The 15,978-nt window shown below is 70.3% G+C and carries 17 protein-coding genes; 5 read left to right on the top strand and 12 right to left on the bottom strand.

The window, feature by feature from the left end:
* Positions 1–86 precede the first annotated feature (86 nt).
* Entirely contained in the window at positions 87–2,690 is a 2,604-nt protein-coding gene (locus tag ACVDFE_RS34630; RefSeq protein WP_458433425.1) for a glycoside hydrolase family 3 protein, read from the top strand.
* Positions 2,691–2,750: 60 nt separating this feature from the next.
* Here ACVDFE_RS34630 and ACVDFE_RS34625 read toward each other — a convergent pair whose 3' ends face one another.
* Positions 2,751–3,803: an aldo/keto reductase gene (locus ACVDFE_RS34625; protein WP_458433424.1), complete on the bottom strand. Its 1,053-nt coding sequence runs from the start codon at positions 3,801–3,803 to the stop codon at positions 2,751–2,753.
* A 108-nt stretch (positions 3,804–3,911) separates the two neighbouring features.
* On the opposite strand from ACVDFE_RS34625, the gene ACVDFE_RS34620 reads away from it, so the two are divergent.
* A complete protein-coding gene (locus ACVDFE_RS34620; RefSeq protein WP_458433423.1) occupies positions 3,912–4,727 on the top strand; it encodes a helix-turn-helix transcriptional regulator in 816 nt (271 codons plus the stop codon).
* Here the strand turns inward: ACVDFE_RS34620 and ACVDFE_RS34615 are convergent.
* From ACVDFE_RS34615 to ACVDFE_RS34595, 5 genes are read right to left on the bottom strand one after another with little or no spacing between them, the layout of a single operon-like run.
* A complete protein-coding gene (locus ACVDFE_RS34615; RefSeq protein WP_458433422.1) occupies positions 4,724–5,323 on the bottom strand; it encodes a YigZ family protein in 600 nt (199 codons plus the stop codon). The genes ACVDFE_RS34620 and ACVDFE_RS34615 overlap by 4 nt on opposite strands.
* Positions 5,320–6,384: an ATP-dependent DNA ligase gene (locus ACVDFE_RS34610; protein WP_458433421.1), complete on the bottom strand. Its 1,065-nt coding sequence runs from the start codon at positions 6,382–6,384 to the stop codon at positions 5,320–5,322. The genes ACVDFE_RS34615 and ACVDFE_RS34610 overlap by 4 nt, the downstream gene beginning before the upstream one ends.
* A 15-nt stretch (positions 6,385–6,399) precedes the next feature.
* Positions 6,400–7,509: an MAB_1171c family putative transporter gene (locus tag ACVDFE_RS34605; protein WP_360398661.1), complete on the bottom strand. Its 1,110-nt coding sequence runs from the start codon at positions 7,507–7,509 to the stop codon at positions 6,400–6,402.
* Entirely contained in the window at positions 7,509–8,021 is a 513-nt protein-coding gene (locus tag ACVDFE_RS34600) for a hypothetical protein (RefSeq protein ID WP_360398659.1), read from the bottom strand. Before ACVDFE_RS34600 ends, ACVDFE_RS34605 begins: the two co-directional genes overlap by 1 nt.
* Before the next feature lie 3 nt (positions 8,022–8,024).
* Positions 8,025–8,462, bottom strand: a complete 438-nt coding sequence (locus tag ACVDFE_RS34595; protein ID WP_360398657.1) for a helix-turn-helix domain-containing protein — start codon at positions 8,460–8,462, stop codon at positions 8,025–8,027.
* A 164-nt stretch (positions 8,463–8,626) separates the two neighbouring features.
* Here ACVDFE_RS34595 and ACVDFE_RS34590 point away from each other — a divergent pair, with 164 nt between their 5' ends.
* Entirely contained in the window at positions 8,627–9,007 is a 381-nt protein-coding gene (locus ACVDFE_RS34590; RefSeq protein WP_360398655.1) for a hypothetical protein, read from the top strand.
* A gap of 12 nt (positions 9,008–9,019) precedes the next feature.
* Here the strand turns inward: ACVDFE_RS34590 and ACVDFE_RS34585 are convergent, their stop codons facing one another.
* Positions 9,020–10,255 carry a ThuA domain-containing protein gene (locus ACVDFE_RS34585; RefSeq protein WP_360398653.1) on the bottom strand — a complete coding sequence of 412 codons (1,236 nt, stop codon included), beginning with the start codon at positions 10,253–10,255 and terminating at the stop codon, positions 9,020–9,022.
* Between the two features lie 83 nt (positions 10,256–10,338).
* The gene (locus ACVDFE_RS34580; protein ID WP_458434447.1) at positions 10,339–11,049 is read right to left on the bottom strand and encodes a lytic polysaccharide monooxygenase auxiliary activity family 9 protein; all 711 of its coding nucleotides are present in this window, start codon (positions 11,047–11,049) and stop codon (positions 10,339–10,341) included.
* 104 nt (positions 11,050–11,153) lie between these two features.
* Here ACVDFE_RS34580 and ilvA point away from each other — a divergent pair, with 104 nt between their 5' ends.
* Positions 11,154–12,389 carry a threonine ammonia-lyase IlvA gene (gene ilvA, locus ACVDFE_RS34575; protein ID WP_360398651.1) on the top strand — a complete coding sequence of 412 codons (1,236 nt, stop codon included), beginning with the start codon at positions 11,154–11,156 and terminating at the stop codon, positions 12,387–12,389.
* Positions 12,390–12,443: 54 nt separating this feature from the next.
* Here the strand turns inward: ilvA and ACVDFE_RS34570 are convergent, their stop codons facing one another.
* Positions 12,444–13,088, bottom strand: a complete 645-nt coding sequence (locus tag ACVDFE_RS34570) for a DUF4360 domain-containing protein (protein WP_360398649.1) — start codon at positions 13,086–13,088, stop codon at positions 12,444–12,446.
* 54 nt (positions 13,089–13,142) lie between these two features.
* Positions 13,143–13,769: a DUF4360 domain-containing protein gene (locus tag ACVDFE_RS34565; RefSeq protein ID WP_360398647.1), complete on the bottom strand. Its 627-nt coding sequence runs from the start codon at positions 13,767–13,769 to the stop codon at positions 13,143–13,145.
* A 282-nt stretch (positions 13,770–14,051) separates the two neighbouring features.
* Here ACVDFE_RS34565 and ACVDFE_RS34560 point away from each other — a divergent pair, with 282 nt between their 5' ends.
* Complete coding sequence (locus ACVDFE_RS34560; RefSeq protein WP_360398645.1) at positions 14,052–14,297, top strand: mycoredoxin; 246 nt, start codon at positions 14,052–14,054, stop codon at positions 14,295–14,297.
* Positions 14,298–14,360: 63 nt separating this feature from the next.
* Here the strand turns inward: ACVDFE_RS34560 and ACVDFE_RS34555 are convergent, their stop codons facing one another.
* Positions 14,361–14,852 carry a DinB family protein gene (locus ACVDFE_RS34555; protein ID WP_360398643.1) on the bottom strand — a complete coding sequence of 164 codons (492 nt, stop codon included), beginning with the start codon at positions 14,850–14,852 and terminating at the stop codon, positions 14,361–14,363.
* 37 nt (positions 14,853–14,889) lie between these two features.
* Positions 14,890–15,954: a glycoside hydrolase family 19 protein gene (locus ACVDFE_RS34550; protein ID WP_360398641.1), complete on the bottom strand. Its 1,065-nt coding sequence runs from the start codon at positions 15,952–15,954 to the stop codon at positions 14,890–14,892.
* Between the last annotated feature and the right edge of the window lie 24 nt (positions 15,955–15,978).

Raw genomic sequence — 15,978 nt, 5'->3', positions numbered from 1 at the left:
GGAACCTCGTCCAAGCCCGTTCCGGAACAAAGTCATGAGAGCGTTCCCATTGACGTGGGTGTAACACGGAGTTGAGGATCGGCGGCATGCATTGGAGAAGCACTCTCGCCGCAGTGCTGGGGTTGACGCTCGCCGCCAGCGCGACGTCGGCGGCCACCGCGCAGGAAGCGCAGCACCGGCCGCCGAAGCAGACGGTCATCGGGCAGCCCAAGACCGAGCACGGGTGCGCCCGCATCGAGAAGTCCCTGCCGACGTTGAAGGACTGGCCGAAGGTCGACAGCCAGCTCGACGGTGACCGCAGGGACGAGGCGCGCGTCAAGGCGATCCTCAAGGACATGACGCTGGCCGAGAAGGTCGGCCAGATGACGCAGCCGGAGATCGCCGCGATCACCCCGGCCGACGTCACGACCTACGGGTTCGGCTCTGTCCTGAACGGCGGCGGCAGCTTCCCCGGCGGCAACAAGCGGGCCACGCCGCAGGACTGGCTGAAGCTGGCCGACGCCTACTGGGAGGCGTCGAAGCAGACGCGCACCAAGATCCCCGTCATCTGGGGCATCGACGCGGTGCACGGCAACAACAACGTCTTCGGCACCACGGTCTTCCCGCACAACATCGGTCTCGGTGCCGCGCAGGACCCGTGCCTGGTCCGCGACATCAGCGCGGCCACCGCGGAGCAGATCCGCGCCACCGGCCAGGACTGGGCGTTCGCGCCGACCCTCGCCGTCGTCGAGGACGACCGCTGGGGCCGCACCTACGAGGGCTTCTCCGAGGACCCGCGGATCACCCGCGCCTACGGCTACGAGGCCGTCAAGGGCTTGCAGGACAACGCGAAGAAGCGCATCGGCGAGGACGGCGTGATCGCCACCGCGAAGCACTTCATCGGTGACGGCGGCACGACCGGCGGCAAGGACCAGGGCGTCAACCCGTCCACCGAGCAGAAGATGATCAACGTGCACGGGCAGGGCTACTACGGTGCCCTCGCCGCCGGTGCGCAGACGGTGATGATCTCGTTCAACAGCTGGACGAACGACGTCATCAACGAGGGCAAGGTGCACGGCAGCAAGTACGTGCAGACCGGCATCCTCAAGGAGAAGATGGGCTTCGACGGCCTGCTCGTCTCCGACTGGAACGGCATCGGCCAGGTCACCGGCTGCACCAACGCGAGCTGCGCGCAGGCGATCAACGCCGGCATGGACATCATCATGGTGCCCAACGACTGGAAGGCGTTCATCACCAACACGATCGCGCAGGTCCAGGCCGGCGAGATCCCGATGGCGCGCATCGACGACGCCGTCACCCGCATCCTGCGCGTCAAGCTGCGCGCCGGCACGTTCGACGCCCCCAAGCCCTCGCAGCGCGAGCACGCGGGTGAGCAGAAGGCGTTGCTGCACAAGGAGCTCGCCCGCGAGGCCGTGCGCGAGTCCGCGGTGCTGCTGAAGAACGACAAGCGCGTGCTGCCGTTGTCCAAGCGCAGCAAGGTGCTCGTGGTCGGCAAGAGCGCGGACAACATCTCGAACCAGACGGGCGGCTGGACGCTGTCCTGGCAGGGCACCGGCAACACCAACGCCGACTTCCCCAACGCCACCAGCATCCTCAAGGGCATCCAGGACACCCTGGGCACCGCCAACGTCACGTTCGCCGAGACCGCGGAGGGCGTGGACGCGAGCCAGTTCGACGCCGTCATCGCCGTCATCGGCGAGACCCCGTACGCGGAGGGCGTGGGCGACCTCGGCAAGCGCTCGTTCGAGGCCGCGCGCCTGCACCCGCAGGACATCGCCGTGCTGGACAAGGTCTCCGGCAAGGGCAAGCCGGTCATCACCGTCTACGTCGGCGGCCGAGCGCTGTACATGAACAAGGAGATCAACCGCTCCGACGCGTTCGTGGCCGCCTGGCTGCCGGGCACCGAGGGCCAGGGCATCGCGGACCTGCTGATCCGCGGCAAGCACAACGGGTTCAGCGGCAAGCTGTCCTACTCGTGGCCGGCCGAGGCCTGCCCGGCGCTGCCCGGTGAGCCCGCGAAGACGCCGCTGTTCAAGCTCGGCTACGGCCTGCGCGACTGGCAGACCGGCAACGTCGGCAAGCTCGACGAGACCAGCCCCGGCGCCCTGTGCTCCGGCGGTGGCGGCGGCACGGCCACCGAGGACCTGGAGGTCTTCAACCGCACCGACGTCGCGCCCTACCAGTCGATGATCGGGTCGGCGGAGAACTGGGGCGGCACGGTCATCGGCCCCGACGGTCAGGCCGCGCACGCCGAGATCAACGTCGTGCAGTCCGACGTGAACGTCCAGCAGGACGCGCTCAAGACGACGTGGACCGGCACCGGCCCCGCGCAGGTGTACCTGCAGAGCCCGGCCGCAGCCGACCTGCGCGGCTACGGCAACGCCAACGCGGCCGTCCAGTTCGACGTGATCGTGCACCAGGCCCCGGCCAACCGCACGGTCCTCAGCGCGCACTGCGTGTACCCGTGCCTGGCGGAGTTCGACGCCACGCAGGCGTTCCGCAGCCTCCCGATCGGGCAGAAGGCGACCGTCAAGATCCCGGTCTCCTGCTTCTCCGACAAGGGGCTCGACCTGGAGACCGTGAACACGCCGTTCCTCGTCTACACCGACGGCACGTTCCAGGCCTCGTTCGCGAACGTGCGGTGGGTGCCCAAGGCGGGGGCTGATCCGGACGCCTTGCCCTGCACGTAGCTCGTCAGCAGACCGCGGCGCGGCCCTCCCGGGAGCGGGGGAGCCGCGCCGCTGCTGTTCTCAGCGGCGGGCCTCGACCTTCAGCCCACCGGTGGTCACCGCGCGGAGGTGCTCACCGGCCAGCAGGTCGTGCGGGTGGCCGAGGTCGATCGCGCTCACGGCGTCCAGCCGGGCCAGTTGGTCGTCGGAGAGGTCGACCGCCAGCGCGTCCAGGTTCGCGAGCAGCTGCTCGGGGGTGCGGGCCCCGACGACGGGTGCGGTCACGCCCGGCTGCCGCAGGTTCCACGCCAGCGCGACCTGCGCGGGCGTGCGGTCCAGCTCCGCGGCGACCTCCCGCACGACATCGGCGATGCCCAGCGCGCGTTCGGTGACCATGCCCAGGGCCGCGTTGAAGCTCCTGCGGGTGCTCTCGGTCGTGTCCGGCGCGGTCAGGTCGGCGCGGCGGTACTTGCCGGTCAGCACCCCGCCGCCCAGCGGCGAGTACGGCGTCACGCCCAGTCCCAGCGCCCGCGCCATCGGGACCAGGTCGCGCTCCGCGGCCCGGTTGAGCAGGCTGTACTCGACCTGCACCGCCACCAGCGGCGACCACCCGCGCAGGTCAGCGACCGCCTGCATGCGCGAGATCTCCCACGCGGGGGTGTTCGACACCGCCACGTACAGCACCTTGCCCTGGCGCACCAGGTCGTCGAGGCCGCGCAGCACCTCCTCGGCCGGTGTCGCGAAGTCCCACACGTGCACGTGCAGCAGGTCGAGGTAGCCGGTCCGCAGCTGCCGCAGGCTGTTCTCCACCGACGCGACCAGGTTCTTGCGGTGCGCGCCACCGGAGTTCGGGTCGCCGGGCCGGCGCAGCGTCGCGTACTTCGTCGCCAGCACCAGGCTCTCGCGGCGGTCCCCGGCGAACTCGCCCAGCAGGCGCTCGGAACCGCCGTAGCCGCTCGCGGTGTCGATGAAGTTGCCGCCGCGCTCGACGTAGGTGTCGAACAGCTTCCGCGCGTCGGCGCGGTCGGCGCCCCAGCCCAGCTCGCTGCCGAACGTGGCCGTGCCCAGCGCCAGCGGGGAGACCCGCAACCCCGAGCGGCCCAGCAGCCGGTAGGTGTCGAGGGTGGTTGCCATCAGGTCCTCCTGTGCTCGTCGTGCGACCAGGGTCGGCCGGCGGCGAGCGGCGGGTAAGGGACGGCGCTTCCTGGGAACAGCCGTCCCACCCGGCGGGTTGGACCAGGGGTGATCAGCACCACCGCGGAGCTGGCCGCGTTCCTGCGGACCCGGCGCGAACGCCTCGACCCCCGCGCCGTCGGCCTGCCCGAACGCCGTTCCCGCCGCACACCCGGTCTGCGCCGCGAGGAGGTCGCCGAGCTGGCCGGGATCAGCGTCGACTACGTCGTGCGCCTGGAACAGGCCCGCGGGCTGCGGCCGTCGGCGGACGTGGTGGAGGCGCTGGCCGGGGCGTTGCGCCTGGCACCGGACGAGCGCGCCTACCTCTACGGCCTGACCCGGCAGCGCCCGCGCGGTACCGCCGAGCCCGCCACCACCGCGGACCCGGCGCTCGCCGCGCTGGTCGCCGACCTCGCACCGCGCCCGGCCATGGTCCTCAACCACCGCTACGACGTCCTGGCCTGGAACGACGCGATGGCGCGGCTGTTCCTCGACTTCGGCACGCTGCCGCCAGCCAGGCGGAACGCGATCCTGGTGTGCCTGGTGGACCCGCGGATGCGCACGCTCTACGCCGACCGCGACCAGGTCGTGCGGGACGGGGTCGCGCACCTGCGCACGGCGTGGGCCGCGCACTCCGACGACCGGGTGCTGGGCGCGCTCATCGCCGAGTGCGTGGCCGGGGACGAGCAGTTCGCCCGGCTCTGGGCCTCGGGCGAGGTCCGCGTCAACGCCCGCGGGCACAAGGTGCTGCACCACCCGGACGCCGGCGTCATCACCACCCGGTTCGAGACGCTGCGGCCGGTGCAGGACCCCGGCCAGCTGGTGGTGGTGCACCGCGCCGCGGACGCCACGAGCCAGTCCGCTCTGGACGCCCTGACGGCCTAGCTGTCGAGGTCGACCGGCTCGCCCCTGATCGCGGTGACCGCACCGCCGGTCTGCGCGGCGAGCCAGACCTCGAAGCCGTCCGGGTCCTTCGTCAGCACGGTGAAGGTGACGTCGTGGCCGTACTCGGTGTCGGCGACGTGGTACCCGGCCGCGCGCAACGCGTTCTCCAGCTTCCCGGCCTGGTCGTGCGGAACGGCCAGAAGCACGCTCTCGTGCCGTTCGCGGGTCAGCGTGCCCAGTGCGTCGACCGCCTCGGATACGGCTCGTCCGTACGCACGGACCAAACCACCCGCGCCCAGCTTGATGCCGCCGTAGTAGCGGGTGACGACGACGGCGGTGTCGACCAGGTCGCGCCGGGTCAGCACCTCCAGCATCGGCACACCGGCCGTGCCCGCGGGTTCGCCGTCGTCGGAGGACCGCTGGGTGTCGGCGGTGCGGAACGCCGTGCAGTTGTGCGTGGCCTGCCAGTGCTCCTTGCGGACGCGGGCGAAGAACTCGGACGCCTCCTGGTCGGAGGTGACGCGGGCGACGTGGCACAGGAACCGCGACCGCCCGATCTCGATCTCGTGCGTGCCGTTCCGCTTGATCACCTTCACGGCTCGATCATCCGCCGCCGCTCCGCCTCGCCGAACAGCGCGTCCAGCTCCGCGGGCGGCACCTCCTCCAGCTGCTCGAACGTGCAGTCCCGCGGCTCCTTGTCGGGACGGAACCGCACCAGCCGCGCCGTGTGCCGGAACCGGCCGCCCTGCACGTGCTCGTAGCGCACCTCGGCCACCCGCACCGGGTCGAGCAGCACGACCTGGAGCTGCTTGTCGGGGTTCCAGCGGCTGTTCATGCCGGGACCCTCGTACGTCGCCCACGCGCTCCACGGGTGCTCCGCGGGGTCGAGCAGGGGCGCCAGCTCCTCGACCAGCTCCCGCCGCCGGGCCGCGGTGAAGCTGCTGGCCACGCCCACGTTGTGCAGCTCGCCGTCCCGGTAGAGGCCGAGGACCAGCGACCCGACGGTCTCGCCGTCCTTGTGCAGCCGGTAGCCCGCGACCACGCAGTCGGCCGTGCGCTCGTGCTTGACCTTGAACATCACCCGCTTGTCGGGTTCGTAGACCCCGTCCAGCGCCTTCACCACCACACCGTCGAAGCCGGCGCCCTCGAAGCGGGTGAACCAGTCCTGCGCCACCTCAGGGTCCGTTGTGGACGGTGTCAGGTAGGCACCGGGCACCTCGCGGACGGCGTCCTCCAGCATCGCGCGGCGCTCGGCCAGCGGGAGACCGGTCACGTCGGTGTCGCCGAGGGCCAGCAGGTCGAACGCCACGAAGCTCGCCGGGGTCTGGGCGGCGAGCTTGCGGACGCGGGACGCGGCGGGGTGCAGGCGCAGCTGCAGCGTGTCGAAGCTCAGGCCGTCCGGGGTGACCAGCACGATCTCGCCGTCGACCACGCACCGCGGCGGCAGCGCGTCCCGCAGCAGCTCCACGACCTCGGGGAAGTAGCGGGTCAGCGGCTTGTCGTTGCGCGAGCCGAGCTCGACCTCGTCGCCGTCGCGGAACACGATGCAGCGGAAGCCGTCCCACTTCGGCTCGTAGTGCAGGCCGTCCCCGCGCGGCAGCTCGGGCACGGACTTCGCGAGCATCGGCTTCACCGGAGGCATCACGGGCAGGTCCACCTCCGGACCATAAGCTCAGCGCAACGCCACCGCGAGCTTTTCCAGCTCCCCGACGTCGGCGTCCATCCCGTCGTGCTCGGGCACGGCCAGCGCGATCGGCCTGCGCTGCGCCACCCCGCCCGCCCTGCGCGTCTCCAGGCCGGCCCGCAGCCGTTCGGCCAACGGCAGGTCCTCCGGCGTCTGCGCGACGTACGGGCTGATCCGCACCAGGCCGTCCCGGCACTCGATCACCCGCCGGTAGTAGCGCCGGTGCACGCCGCGCAACGAGAACGCGTCCCGCCGCGACGGCACCCGGTGCAGCGCGTCCTCCGGGAACGACTGGTGCAGCAGCGTCCACAGCGGACCGAGCCGGTGGTAGGCGCGCAGGTGCCGCAACCACAGCCTCGTCGCCGCGAACCGCATCGCCGCGACCGGGTAGAGCACGCCGACCACGCACAGCAGCACCCCGGGCAGCAGGAACCACACGGCCGCGGTCAGCAGCCAGCGGGGGAGCGGCTCGCCGAAGTAGCGCGAGACGTTCGACGACACGAAGATCGCGTCGGCGGGCACCAGCAGCGCGAGGCCGGTCGAGGTGATCAGCAGGCCCCTGCGCAGCCGCGGTTCGGCACCGCGCGCGTACCGGCGGGCCCACCCGAACATCGTCGCGAACCCGTAGAGCAGGTAGCCGTTGCCCAGCGCGTAGAACACCGTGATCGCGAGGACACCGGTCGGCCCGCCGCCCAGCGAGTTCGGCACGCGCGCCGCCGCCACCCGCAGCTCGTCCGGGATCGACAGCACCGCCCACGTCATGACCGCGATGCACCCGGCGAGCGGCACCAGGTGCTGCACCGCCTTCCGGCGCGCACCCTCGTCGTCCAGCGCGGAGAAGAGGAAGAAGCAGATCAGGCAGAACACCCCGACCTGCAGCATCGAGTGCTGGACCAGCTGGCACACCATCGGGTCGAGCCCGAGGAACCACCGCCCGTTCGCCGCCGCCCGCCCGAACGGGTAGCCGACCGCCCAACCGGCCACCAGACCGGTCACCGAGCGCAGCCGCGGGTCGTGCGGGCGGCGCACCAGCAGGTACAGCACCACGGCGAGCGCGGAGAACGCGACGATGCCCTGCGTCTCCTTCAGGTACTCCACTACAGCCACCCGATCCGGTCGGCGAGCGAGGAGGCCATCCGCCGCGCGGGGCCCTCCGAGCTGCGCGGCGCGACCTGGTCCAGCACCGACGCCCATTCGAGGATGATCGTCGCGACCGTCTCGGCCTCGCGTTCGTGCGCGGAGTCGTAGGAGGTGCGCCGCAGCGCGCGCCGCACCGCCTCCGGTTCGAGGTCCGGGTACAGGCCGGCGAGCAGACCGTCGTCCTGCTCGGAGGTCGTGTGACCGGCCAGCAGGTGCCCGAGCTCGTGCAGGATGATGTGGTTCTGGTGCGCCTTCGACGTCTCCCGCTGGTACAGGATGTAGTCGGCCTGCGCGGTCGCGATCCAGACGCCGAACGGCCCCGGCACCGGGATCGGGTGCGCGAGCAGCCGGATCGGCCTGCCGCGCTGCTCGCCGACGCGGCGGCACAGCTCGGCGACGTCCAGCGGCGGCTGGATGTCGAGCTCGTTCAGCAGCCGGCGGCAGCGCCTGCGCAGCTCTCGTTCGGCCACGGGTCAGCCCTCGCCGCGCTCGGCCTGTTCCTGCCGGTAGACGACGTCCAGCAGCTCCATGACGAGCCGGCGCCGGTCCGGTGACAACGCATCCGCGCGCATGGCCATCAGCTGCGCGTCGCTGGAGGCGGTCAGCTCGTTCAACCTGGACTGCTCCTCCTTGAGCAGCTGCAGCTGCTCGTTGACCCGGTCGGTGACCTCGTCGTCGAAGAAGTAGCTCACCGGCACGCCGAAGAACCCCGCCAGCGCCTGGAGGTGCTTGAAGGTCGGGTTGTCCTTGCGGCCCTTGCGCAGCTGCCAGATGTAGCTCTGCGAGATGGTCACCCCGGTGTCGGCGATCGCCGCCGCGACGTGCTCGTTGCTGTACTCCTGCCCGGACCGCGCGGTGTGAGCGGCGAACAGGTGGTTGAGCTTGTCAGCCAGGGACCGTTCCCCCGCCATTGCCGACTCCTCCCGTTGCGCGCGGTGAGCATTTCCACCCACGGAAAGAGCTGTGCGGGTGACTGGATTTTCACCAGTTGAAAGCCGCCGTGGGCCAACATAGACTCCCACCGTGGGAGTCTCAACCGCGACCGGGGTACCCGCGACCTGGGAGGCAGCAGGTCATGGCGCTCGCTGAACGGCAGGGACCGTTCCACCGGGCGGTGATCGACGTCGTCTACCGCACCATGGGCCGGCTCGCGCGGGCGGACTCGCCGCACGAGGTCGTCGAGCTGCGCGAACAGCTGCGCTCGGCGCTGCCGTGGTGGCGCGGACTGCTGCGGATGCACGAGCCCGACGAGAAGCACCGGTGCAAGTCGTGCCACACCTGGTACGGGCGCCACCGCGCCTGGCCGTGCCCGGTGTGGAGGGACGCGGTGTCGGCGTTGCACCAGCTCAACGACATGTACGGCTTCCTCCCCGCGCCCGGCCCGGCCTCCGCGGCGCGGAGACCGGCCGAACGCGTCACCGTGACGGCCAGGCCGCAGCCGGGCACCGCCGACTGACGACCCGGCCGGTCAGCCGATCCGGAAGCTCTGCGCGGCCGAGCCGGTGCACGTCGCCTGCACCAGCTGCACCCCGTCGGCGTTGTTCCCGGCCGGCGCCGACAGGCACTTGCCCGAGTGCCGCGCGACGATCGTCGAGTAGCCGTCGGAGCCGGTGGTCACCCGCCACTGCTGGTTGGCGCCGCCGACGTAGTCCCACAGGTGCAGGCCGGCGCCGTCCGCGGTGGACACGTCGCTCACGTCGACCACCTTCGCGGGGTTGTTGCGGTACTCCAGCCGGGAGAAGCCGTCGGTGGTGGCCACCGCGCGGAAGTTCTGGGCGGTGGTGGAGTTGCAGGTGTACTGCTGCACGACGGTGCCGTTGCCGGTACCGGCGGCGCGGGCGTCGACGCACTTGCCGTTGCCGCGGTTGACGAGGGTCTTCCACTCCGGCTGCGGCTGCCGGGTGCCGCCGCCCAGCCACAGCAGGCTGTCGACCAGGAAGTCGTTCTGCGTGGCGGAGGCGAACGTCGAGGACCTCGGGACGTTGTTCACGTAGTCCATGGCGTTGTGGCCGAAGTTCGCGTAGACCATCTTGAAGTTCTTGTTGGTCCACATGATCGGGTAGTAGCCGCTGCGCCACTGCTGGTTCGGGTCGGTGCCGAGCGGGAAGCTCGACGGGTCGACGCTCGCCAGCACCTGGACGTCCGGGTTGGTGCGCAGGTCGCGCGACCAGCTGTACCACTCGCTGACCGACGAAGTGAAGCGCTCCGGCAGGCGCAGGGTCGCCGGGTGGGTGCGGGTCTCGACCTTCAGCACCGCCGTGGTGGGCTCCCAGGTGTTGCTCACGAAGTTGCCCTTGCCCAGGAACGTGTTGTGGTACCAGGACCACTCGTTCGCGTTCTGGGTGAACGCGCTGACGTGGAAGCCGAAGAACCCGCCACCGGCCTCCACGTACCGCTGGAACCCGGCACGGGCCGCGGCACCGGTGGGCGCGTCGTCGAGGAACACCACGACCTGCGCCTGAGCAGGCGTGAGGGTGGCCAGGCGGTTCCAGTCCCGCGTCGCCTCGTAGGTGAAGCCGTTCTCCTGGCCCGCGCGGGTCAGCCACGGGTTCGCCTCGTTGACGAAGGCGACGTGCGCCGCGTCGAACGTGCCGTTGTAGAACGCCAGCACCTTGAACGGGGCGGCCTGGGCCGGTGCCGGGACGGCGACCGGGACGAGTGCCGCGGCGAGCATCGCCAGCAACGCCAGCAGTTTTCGGGCCATGGGGGCACACACTCCATCTCGCAGGGGTTGCGCGCCCGAAGATCATCGTAAGGGTGGTCCAGACCTGTTGGGTACCGGGACGTTCACAGAATTCTTCTGCGCCACAACAGGAAGCCGCCCAGGACACCGAGCCCGCCGACCGCTCCGATCACCGCCGACAGCCCGATCCTCGTTGCGGCGGAAGGAGGTTGTTCGGTGCTCGACGCAACGGGAACGGGCTTCCGCGCCGAAGCGGTCGCGGGTGCTGCCGCGAGCTCGACGTCCGTGCACGAGTAGTAGGTGTCGGGCGTGTCGGTGTTCTGCCAGACCGTGTAGACGACGTGCCGGCCCGTTCGCTTCGGCAGCTGCACCGTGAACCGGTACGCGCCGTTCACCAGCGGGGGAGAGGGCACGGTCAGGAACTGCTCCAGGTCCGCCCACCGCAGCGGCCGGGCCGGGGAGTAGCCGTCGCGGGTGACGTAGAACCGGAACGAGCCCTGGTGCGGGATCGTCGCCCGGTAGGTGAACGCCGTGCTCGTCAGCCGGGTGGCCGGCCAGTCGGCGCGCGGCTGGTCCAGGCCCGCGTACCTCGGCAGCCCGGCGCTGCACAGCTTGCCGTCGGGCACGCGCGCGGTGTCCTGCCCGGCGACGTTCGCCAGCCGGACGTCATCCCACTCCGTGGACGGCAACCCCGCTGCGATGGCGGTCCGGCACGGCGAGGATGATGCTGTCTGCCGGCCCGGTGAGCAGAGAAAAGCCCTGCTCGGTGGGTCGGTGGGCGCGCCATGGGCGTGCGCGGGAACCGCGGAGAGCATCATGAGCAGCGCTGACACGCCCACAAGGCGAAACAATTCGGCACCTCCCTGTCTTCCAGGGGTACGCGTGCCAGACCCGAGTCGTTCACGGAAGATGTAGTGTCATGTCCTTCGCTGATGAGGTGTCCGCGGCCGCAGCCCGGCTCGGTGGAGTCGCTCGCACGACCCCGCTGGAGGTGAACCAGCGGCTGTCCGAGCGCACCGGCGCCCGCGTCTGGTTCAAGCGCGAGGATCTCCAGGTCGGCCGCTCGTACAAGCTGCGCGGCGCCTTCAACCTGCTCTGCCAGACCGAGTTCGCCTTCGGCGGCGCGGTCTGCGCGTCGGCGGGCAACCACGGCCAGGGCATGGCGTACGCGTGCCGCCGCCTGGGCATCGAGGGCCGCGTGCACGTGCCGCGCACCACGCCCCGCCAGAAGCGCGACCGCATCGCCGCGCTCGGCCAGGGCATGGTGCAGCTCATCGTCGACGGCGACACCTACGACGACGCGGCGGCGTTGGCCAAGGAGTACGCCCAGCACACCGGCGCCACCCTCGTGCCGGCGTTCGACGACGCGCGCACGGTCGCGGGCCAGGGCACGGTGGGCCTGGAGATCGTGCAGCAGCTCGGTGGCGCCCCGGACGTGGTCATCGCCCCGGTCGGCGGCGGCGGCCTGCTCTCCGGCGTCGGCACCTGGTTCAAGGAGCGCTTCCCGCGCACCCGCGTCATCGGCGTGGAACCCGCGGGCGCGGCCAGCATGATCGCCGCGATGCAGGCGGGCCACCCGGTCACGCTGCCCGAGGTGGACACGTTCGTCGACGGTGCGGCCGTGCGGCGCGCGGGCGACGTCACGTTCCCGATGGTGCGCGACTCCGGTGCCGAGCTGCTCACCGTCGCCGAGGGCGCGGTCTGCACGGAGATGCTGGAGCTGTACCAGATCGACGGCATCATCGCCGAGCCCGCGGGCGCGCTCGCCTCGGCGGCGCTGCTGGAGGAGATCTCGGTCGCGCCGGACGCGACGGTCGTCTGCCTGCTCTCCGGCGGCAACAACGACGTGTCGCGCTACGCCGAGATCGTCGAGCGGTCGATGATCCACCGCGGCCTCAAGCACTGGTTCCTGGTGGAGTTCCCGCAGGAGCCGGGTGCGCTGCGGCGGTTCCTCGACGACGTGCTCGGCAAGGACGACGACATCGTGCAGTTCGAGTACGTGAAGCGGGACAACCGGGAGACCGGCGCGGCGCTCGTGTGCATCGAGCTGGGCCGGCGTGAGGACTACGATCTGCTGTGGGGGCGGATGAAGGAGTCCCCGCTCAAGATCCAGCACGTGGAGCCGGGGTCGACCGCGTACCGCTTCCTGATCTGAGAACGGAAACCCCGGGCCGCGCCGGTGCGCGACCCGGAGCTCCCTGACCGGGTGTCACGTCCTGGGGGTGCAGAGCTTCCACGCGAAGTGGTACGTCGTCTCGATCGACCCGTCGGTCGAGTCCATCGCGATGAAGCTGGTGGTCTTCTTCGGGTCGGACGTGCCCGCGCTGACCCGCAGCTCCGTGTTGATGTTGAAGTTCCGCTTCTCGCCGCACGGGTGGTAGACGATCGCGGCCACGTCGGTCGTGTCGGTCGCCTGCCAGTCGTCGCTGAACGGGCCCTTGTAGTTGTGCTGCCTGTACTCGGTCTGCGACATGCCCTGGAAGTAGTAGTTGGCCCGCTCCAGGGCGGTGGCGCCGCGTTCGAGGTGCGCGAACCCCCGGTAGTCGGTCGAGGAGATGCCGTAGGTGAAGCCGGACGGCACGTTGACGCGCAGGTTGAGCTGGCAGTTCTTGCGGAAGTCGGTCGGCAGGGCCTGCGGGCCGACCTGGGCCATGAACTCGCTGTAGGTGACGGTGAAGGCCTTGTTGTCGGGGGACACGGCGACGGCGGCCGTGCCGGCCCGGCAGCCCGACCCGTTGATGGTCACGACGTCGATGGTGATGTGGTCCGGCGGAGGCGTGGTGCCGGGTGCGCCTCCCGGCGGGATGATGATCGTCGACGTCGCGAGCACGGCCGCGGCCACTGCGTTGAGCATGGGGCACCTTTCCGACTGGAATCCGACAAAGACCGGCGGCGGTGGACGCAGCTGTCAGCAGCGCTTCCAGGAGAACTGGTACTTGGTGCTGACGCTGCTGTCGGTGGAATCCATCGTCATGAAGCTGTTCGCCTTCGACGCGGTTCCCGCGTTCACGCGCAGTTCGGTGTTGATGTTGAGATGCCGGACCTCACCGCAGGGCGCGTAAATGATTTCCGCCACCTGCGCACGGTCGGTCGCCTGCCAGTTGTCGCTCTTCGGGCCGGTGAACGTGTGGGTGCGGCTGGCGGTCTGGGACATGCCCTGGAAGTAGTAGTTCCCCTTCTCCGTCCCGGTGGCTCCCGCCTGCAGGTGGGCGAAGCCGCGGTAGTCGGCCTGGGCGATGCCGAACGTGAAGCCCTGCGGGTAGGTGACGCGCAGGTTGAGCTGGCAGTTCTTGCGGAAGTCGGTGGGCGCGGAGCCCTGCCCCGCCTGCGCGAGGTACTGGCTGTAGGTCACCGTGAACGCCGTGCGGTCGTCGGCGGAGGCGACGGCGGCGGTACCGGCGGGGCAGCCGGAACCGTTCACGGTGACCACGTCGATCGTGACGAAGTCGGGGACGTCGGGAACCGCCTGGGCGGCGGGCGCGGCAACGACGACCGCGGACAGCGCGAGGGCGGCAGCCGCCAGCGTTTTCAGCATGGCCAGCCTTTCTTTCCTGGGGTGCGGAACCGGCGGCGGAATGGGAACCGATCGCGTTTCCGGATGATTTCGGGGTGTGCGCGAACCATGCTCGCCGACCGCGGGCGGAATTGACCTGACGGTTGTCTGACGATCGCCGCGGCTGCTCTGAACGAGCGAAAGCCGCCTCGCCGGAGCAGCGCGGCGGCCCACGCCGGAGTGATCTGGCGCTCATCCCGGCATCAGGCGGTCCCGCCGCACGTTGACAACGGTGACGTCCGACGACTCGACGAGGAGTGCCTGATGGCTCCGGACCAGCTGACCGTCTACTCCACCTCGTGGTGCGGGTACTGCCGCATCCTGAAGAGCTCGCTCGACCGCGAGGGCATCGAGTACGCGGAGATCAACATCGAGGAGACGCCCGGCGCGGCCGACTTCGTGATGAGCGTGAACGGCGGCAACCGCACGGTGCCCACCGTCCACTTCCCGAACGGCACGGCGCTCACGAACCCGTCGCTGGCGCAGGTGAAGGAACAGCTCGCGAGCTAGTCCCCTTCCGGGGCTGAGCAGACGCCTGGGCAGCAACGGCGGGCGAGGCTTCTGGCCAGGTGCTCAGTCCTCGTACAGGAACGCCGTGGTCGACTGGCCGTCCAGCGACTCGCGCAGGATGTCCGCGTGGCCCGCGTGCTGCGCGGTCTCCCTGATCAGGTGCAGCACGATCCGGCGGATCGACATCGGCCGCGGGTCCGGGTCCCAGGGCGCGGACGGCAACGGCACCGGGTGGTCGAGCGAAGCGGTGCGCACGGCCTCGTCGGTCGCGCGCACCGCTTCGTCGTAGGACGCGAGCAGCGCGTCGAAGTCGCCGCCCGTCCAGGTGTACTGGTCGAAGTCCAGCATTCCCGGCGGGGGCAGGGGCTGCTCGGTGAGGATGTGCGTCCAGCCGCGCTCACACCGGGTGAGGTGCTTGAGCAACCCACCCAGCGTGAGCTCGCTGGCGGTCGTGCGCTTCGCGGCCTCCGCAGCGGTCAGACCCCGCACGGTGACGCGGAAGGTCTTGCGTTGGTCGTTCAGCTCGTGCAGCAGTTCGTCCAGCTCCATGGTCATGCAGTGAAGCTGACAGCGAACCAGGACAGCTCAAGTCCTAGCAGTACAGGTTGCCGCCCGGCGTCACACCGATGATGCCGGTGATCGACTGGTACTTCGAGACGCGGCTCTGCACCTGCGCCGGGTTGCGGCCGTCGCACTCCAGTGACCCGTTGATGCTGCGGATCGTCTGACCGAAGCCGGCGCTGTTGACCATCGCGTCGTGCGGGGTCATGGTGCCGGGGCCGCGCTGCGTCATCCAGTACCAGATCGCCGTCCGCCACGCGGTCGTGGAGTTCTGCGCCACCTGGTACGGGTTCTGCAGCAGGTTCAGGCCGAGGTAGTCGCCCGCGGCCTTGTAGTTGAAGTTCCACGACAGCTGGATCGGACCGCGGCCGTAGTAGGCGTAGGTACCGGCCGGGCAGCCGTAGGGCTGGCTCTCGTCGCAGAGGTCGTTGTTCTTGTTGATCTCTTCGATGTAGACCAGGCCACCGGTCTCGTGCGACGCGTTCGCGAGGAACGCCGCGACCTCCTGCTTCTTCACCGTGTCACTGCCGGTCGTGGCGAACGCGGGGATGGTGCGGGCCGCGTCGACGAAACCCTGGTAGGTGTAGAAGCTGTTGCGGCCGGGGAACATCTGGTTGAACTGGGCCTCGGTGACGGGGAAGCCACCGGGGTTGCCGCCGCCACCGCAGTTGTGCGGCTCCCAGAACCACGTGGAGACCGTCGGGTCGTAGCCGGGGTTGTCGTGCTCGGCGATGTAGTAGGAACCGTTGTAGCGCACGATGTTGCCGGTGTAGTACTGCCGGCCGGCCACCCAGTCGGTCGCACTGCTGCAGGTGGTGCCGCCGCCACCGCCGCCGCCACCGTCACAGCCCGTCGGCTCCCAGTACCAGGTGGAGACCGTCGGGCTGTAGCCCGGGTTGTCGTGCTCGGCGACGTAGTAGTTGCCTTCGAACCTCACGATCGAGCCGGTGGTGTACCACTTGCCCTGGACCCAGTCCGTGAAGGTGCAGGCCTGCGCGGACACTTCTGCCTGAGAGGACGCGGTCGGCGCGATGACGGCGAGGGAAGCCGCCACCACACCCGCCGCGAGAGACGCCAAGATGCGTTTTTTCAGCAAGGTCACCCACCTCTGGAGTCTTTG

The organism is Lentzea chajnantorensis (assembly GCF_054300775.1).
Note: the sequence above shows the minus strand (reverse complement) of the source record. Positions and strands in the feature narration are given on the sequence as shown.

Bases quoted from the DNA above. Each gene is read 5' to 3' on its own strand.
- ACVDFE_RS34630 (WP_458433425.1), top strand. From the start codon at position 87: ATGCATTGGAGAAGCACTCTCGCCGCAGTGCTGGGGTTGACGCTCGCC.
- ACVDFE_RS34595 (WP_360398657.1), bottom strand. From the start codon at position 8,462: ATGGCGGGGGAACGGTCCCTGGCTGACAAGCTCAACCACCTGTTCGCC.
- ACVDFE_RS34570 (WP_360398649.1), bottom strand. From the start codon at position 13,088: ATGCTCAACGCAGTGGCCGCGGCCGTGCTCGCGACGTCGACGATCATC.
- ACVDFE_RS34565 (WP_360398647.1), bottom strand. From the start codon at position 13,769: ATGCTGAAAACGCTGGCGGCTGCCGCCCTCGCGCTGTCCGCGGTCGTC.
- ACVDFE_RS34590 (WP_360398655.1), top strand. From the start codon at position 8,627: ATGGCGCTCGCTGAACGGCAGGGACCGTTCCACCGGGCGGTGATCGAC.
- ilvA (WP_360398651.1), top strand. From the start codon at position 11,154: ATGTCCTTCGCTGATGAGGTGTCCGCGGCCGCAGCCCGGCTCGGTGGA.
- ACVDFE_RS34580 (WP_458434447.1), bottom strand. From the start codon at position 11,049: ATGCTCTCCGCGGTTCCCGCGCACGCCCATGGCGCGCCCACCGACCCA.
- ACVDFE_RS34560 (WP_360398645.1), top strand. From the start codon at position 14,052: ATGGCTCCGGACCAGCTGACCGTCTACTCCACCTCGTGGTGCGGGTAC.
- ACVDFE_RS34585 (WP_360398653.1), bottom strand. From the start codon at position 10,255: ATGGCCCGAAAACTGCTGGCGTTGCTGGCGATGCTCGCCGCGGCACTC.
- ACVDFE_RS34625 (WP_458433424.1), bottom strand. From the start codon at position 3,803: ATGGCAACCACCCTCGACACCTACCGGCTGCTGGGCCGCTCGGGGTTG.
- ACVDFE_RS34555 (WP_360398643.1), bottom strand. From the start codon at position 14,852: ATGACCATGGAGCTGGACGAACTGCTGCACGAGCTGAACGACCAACGC.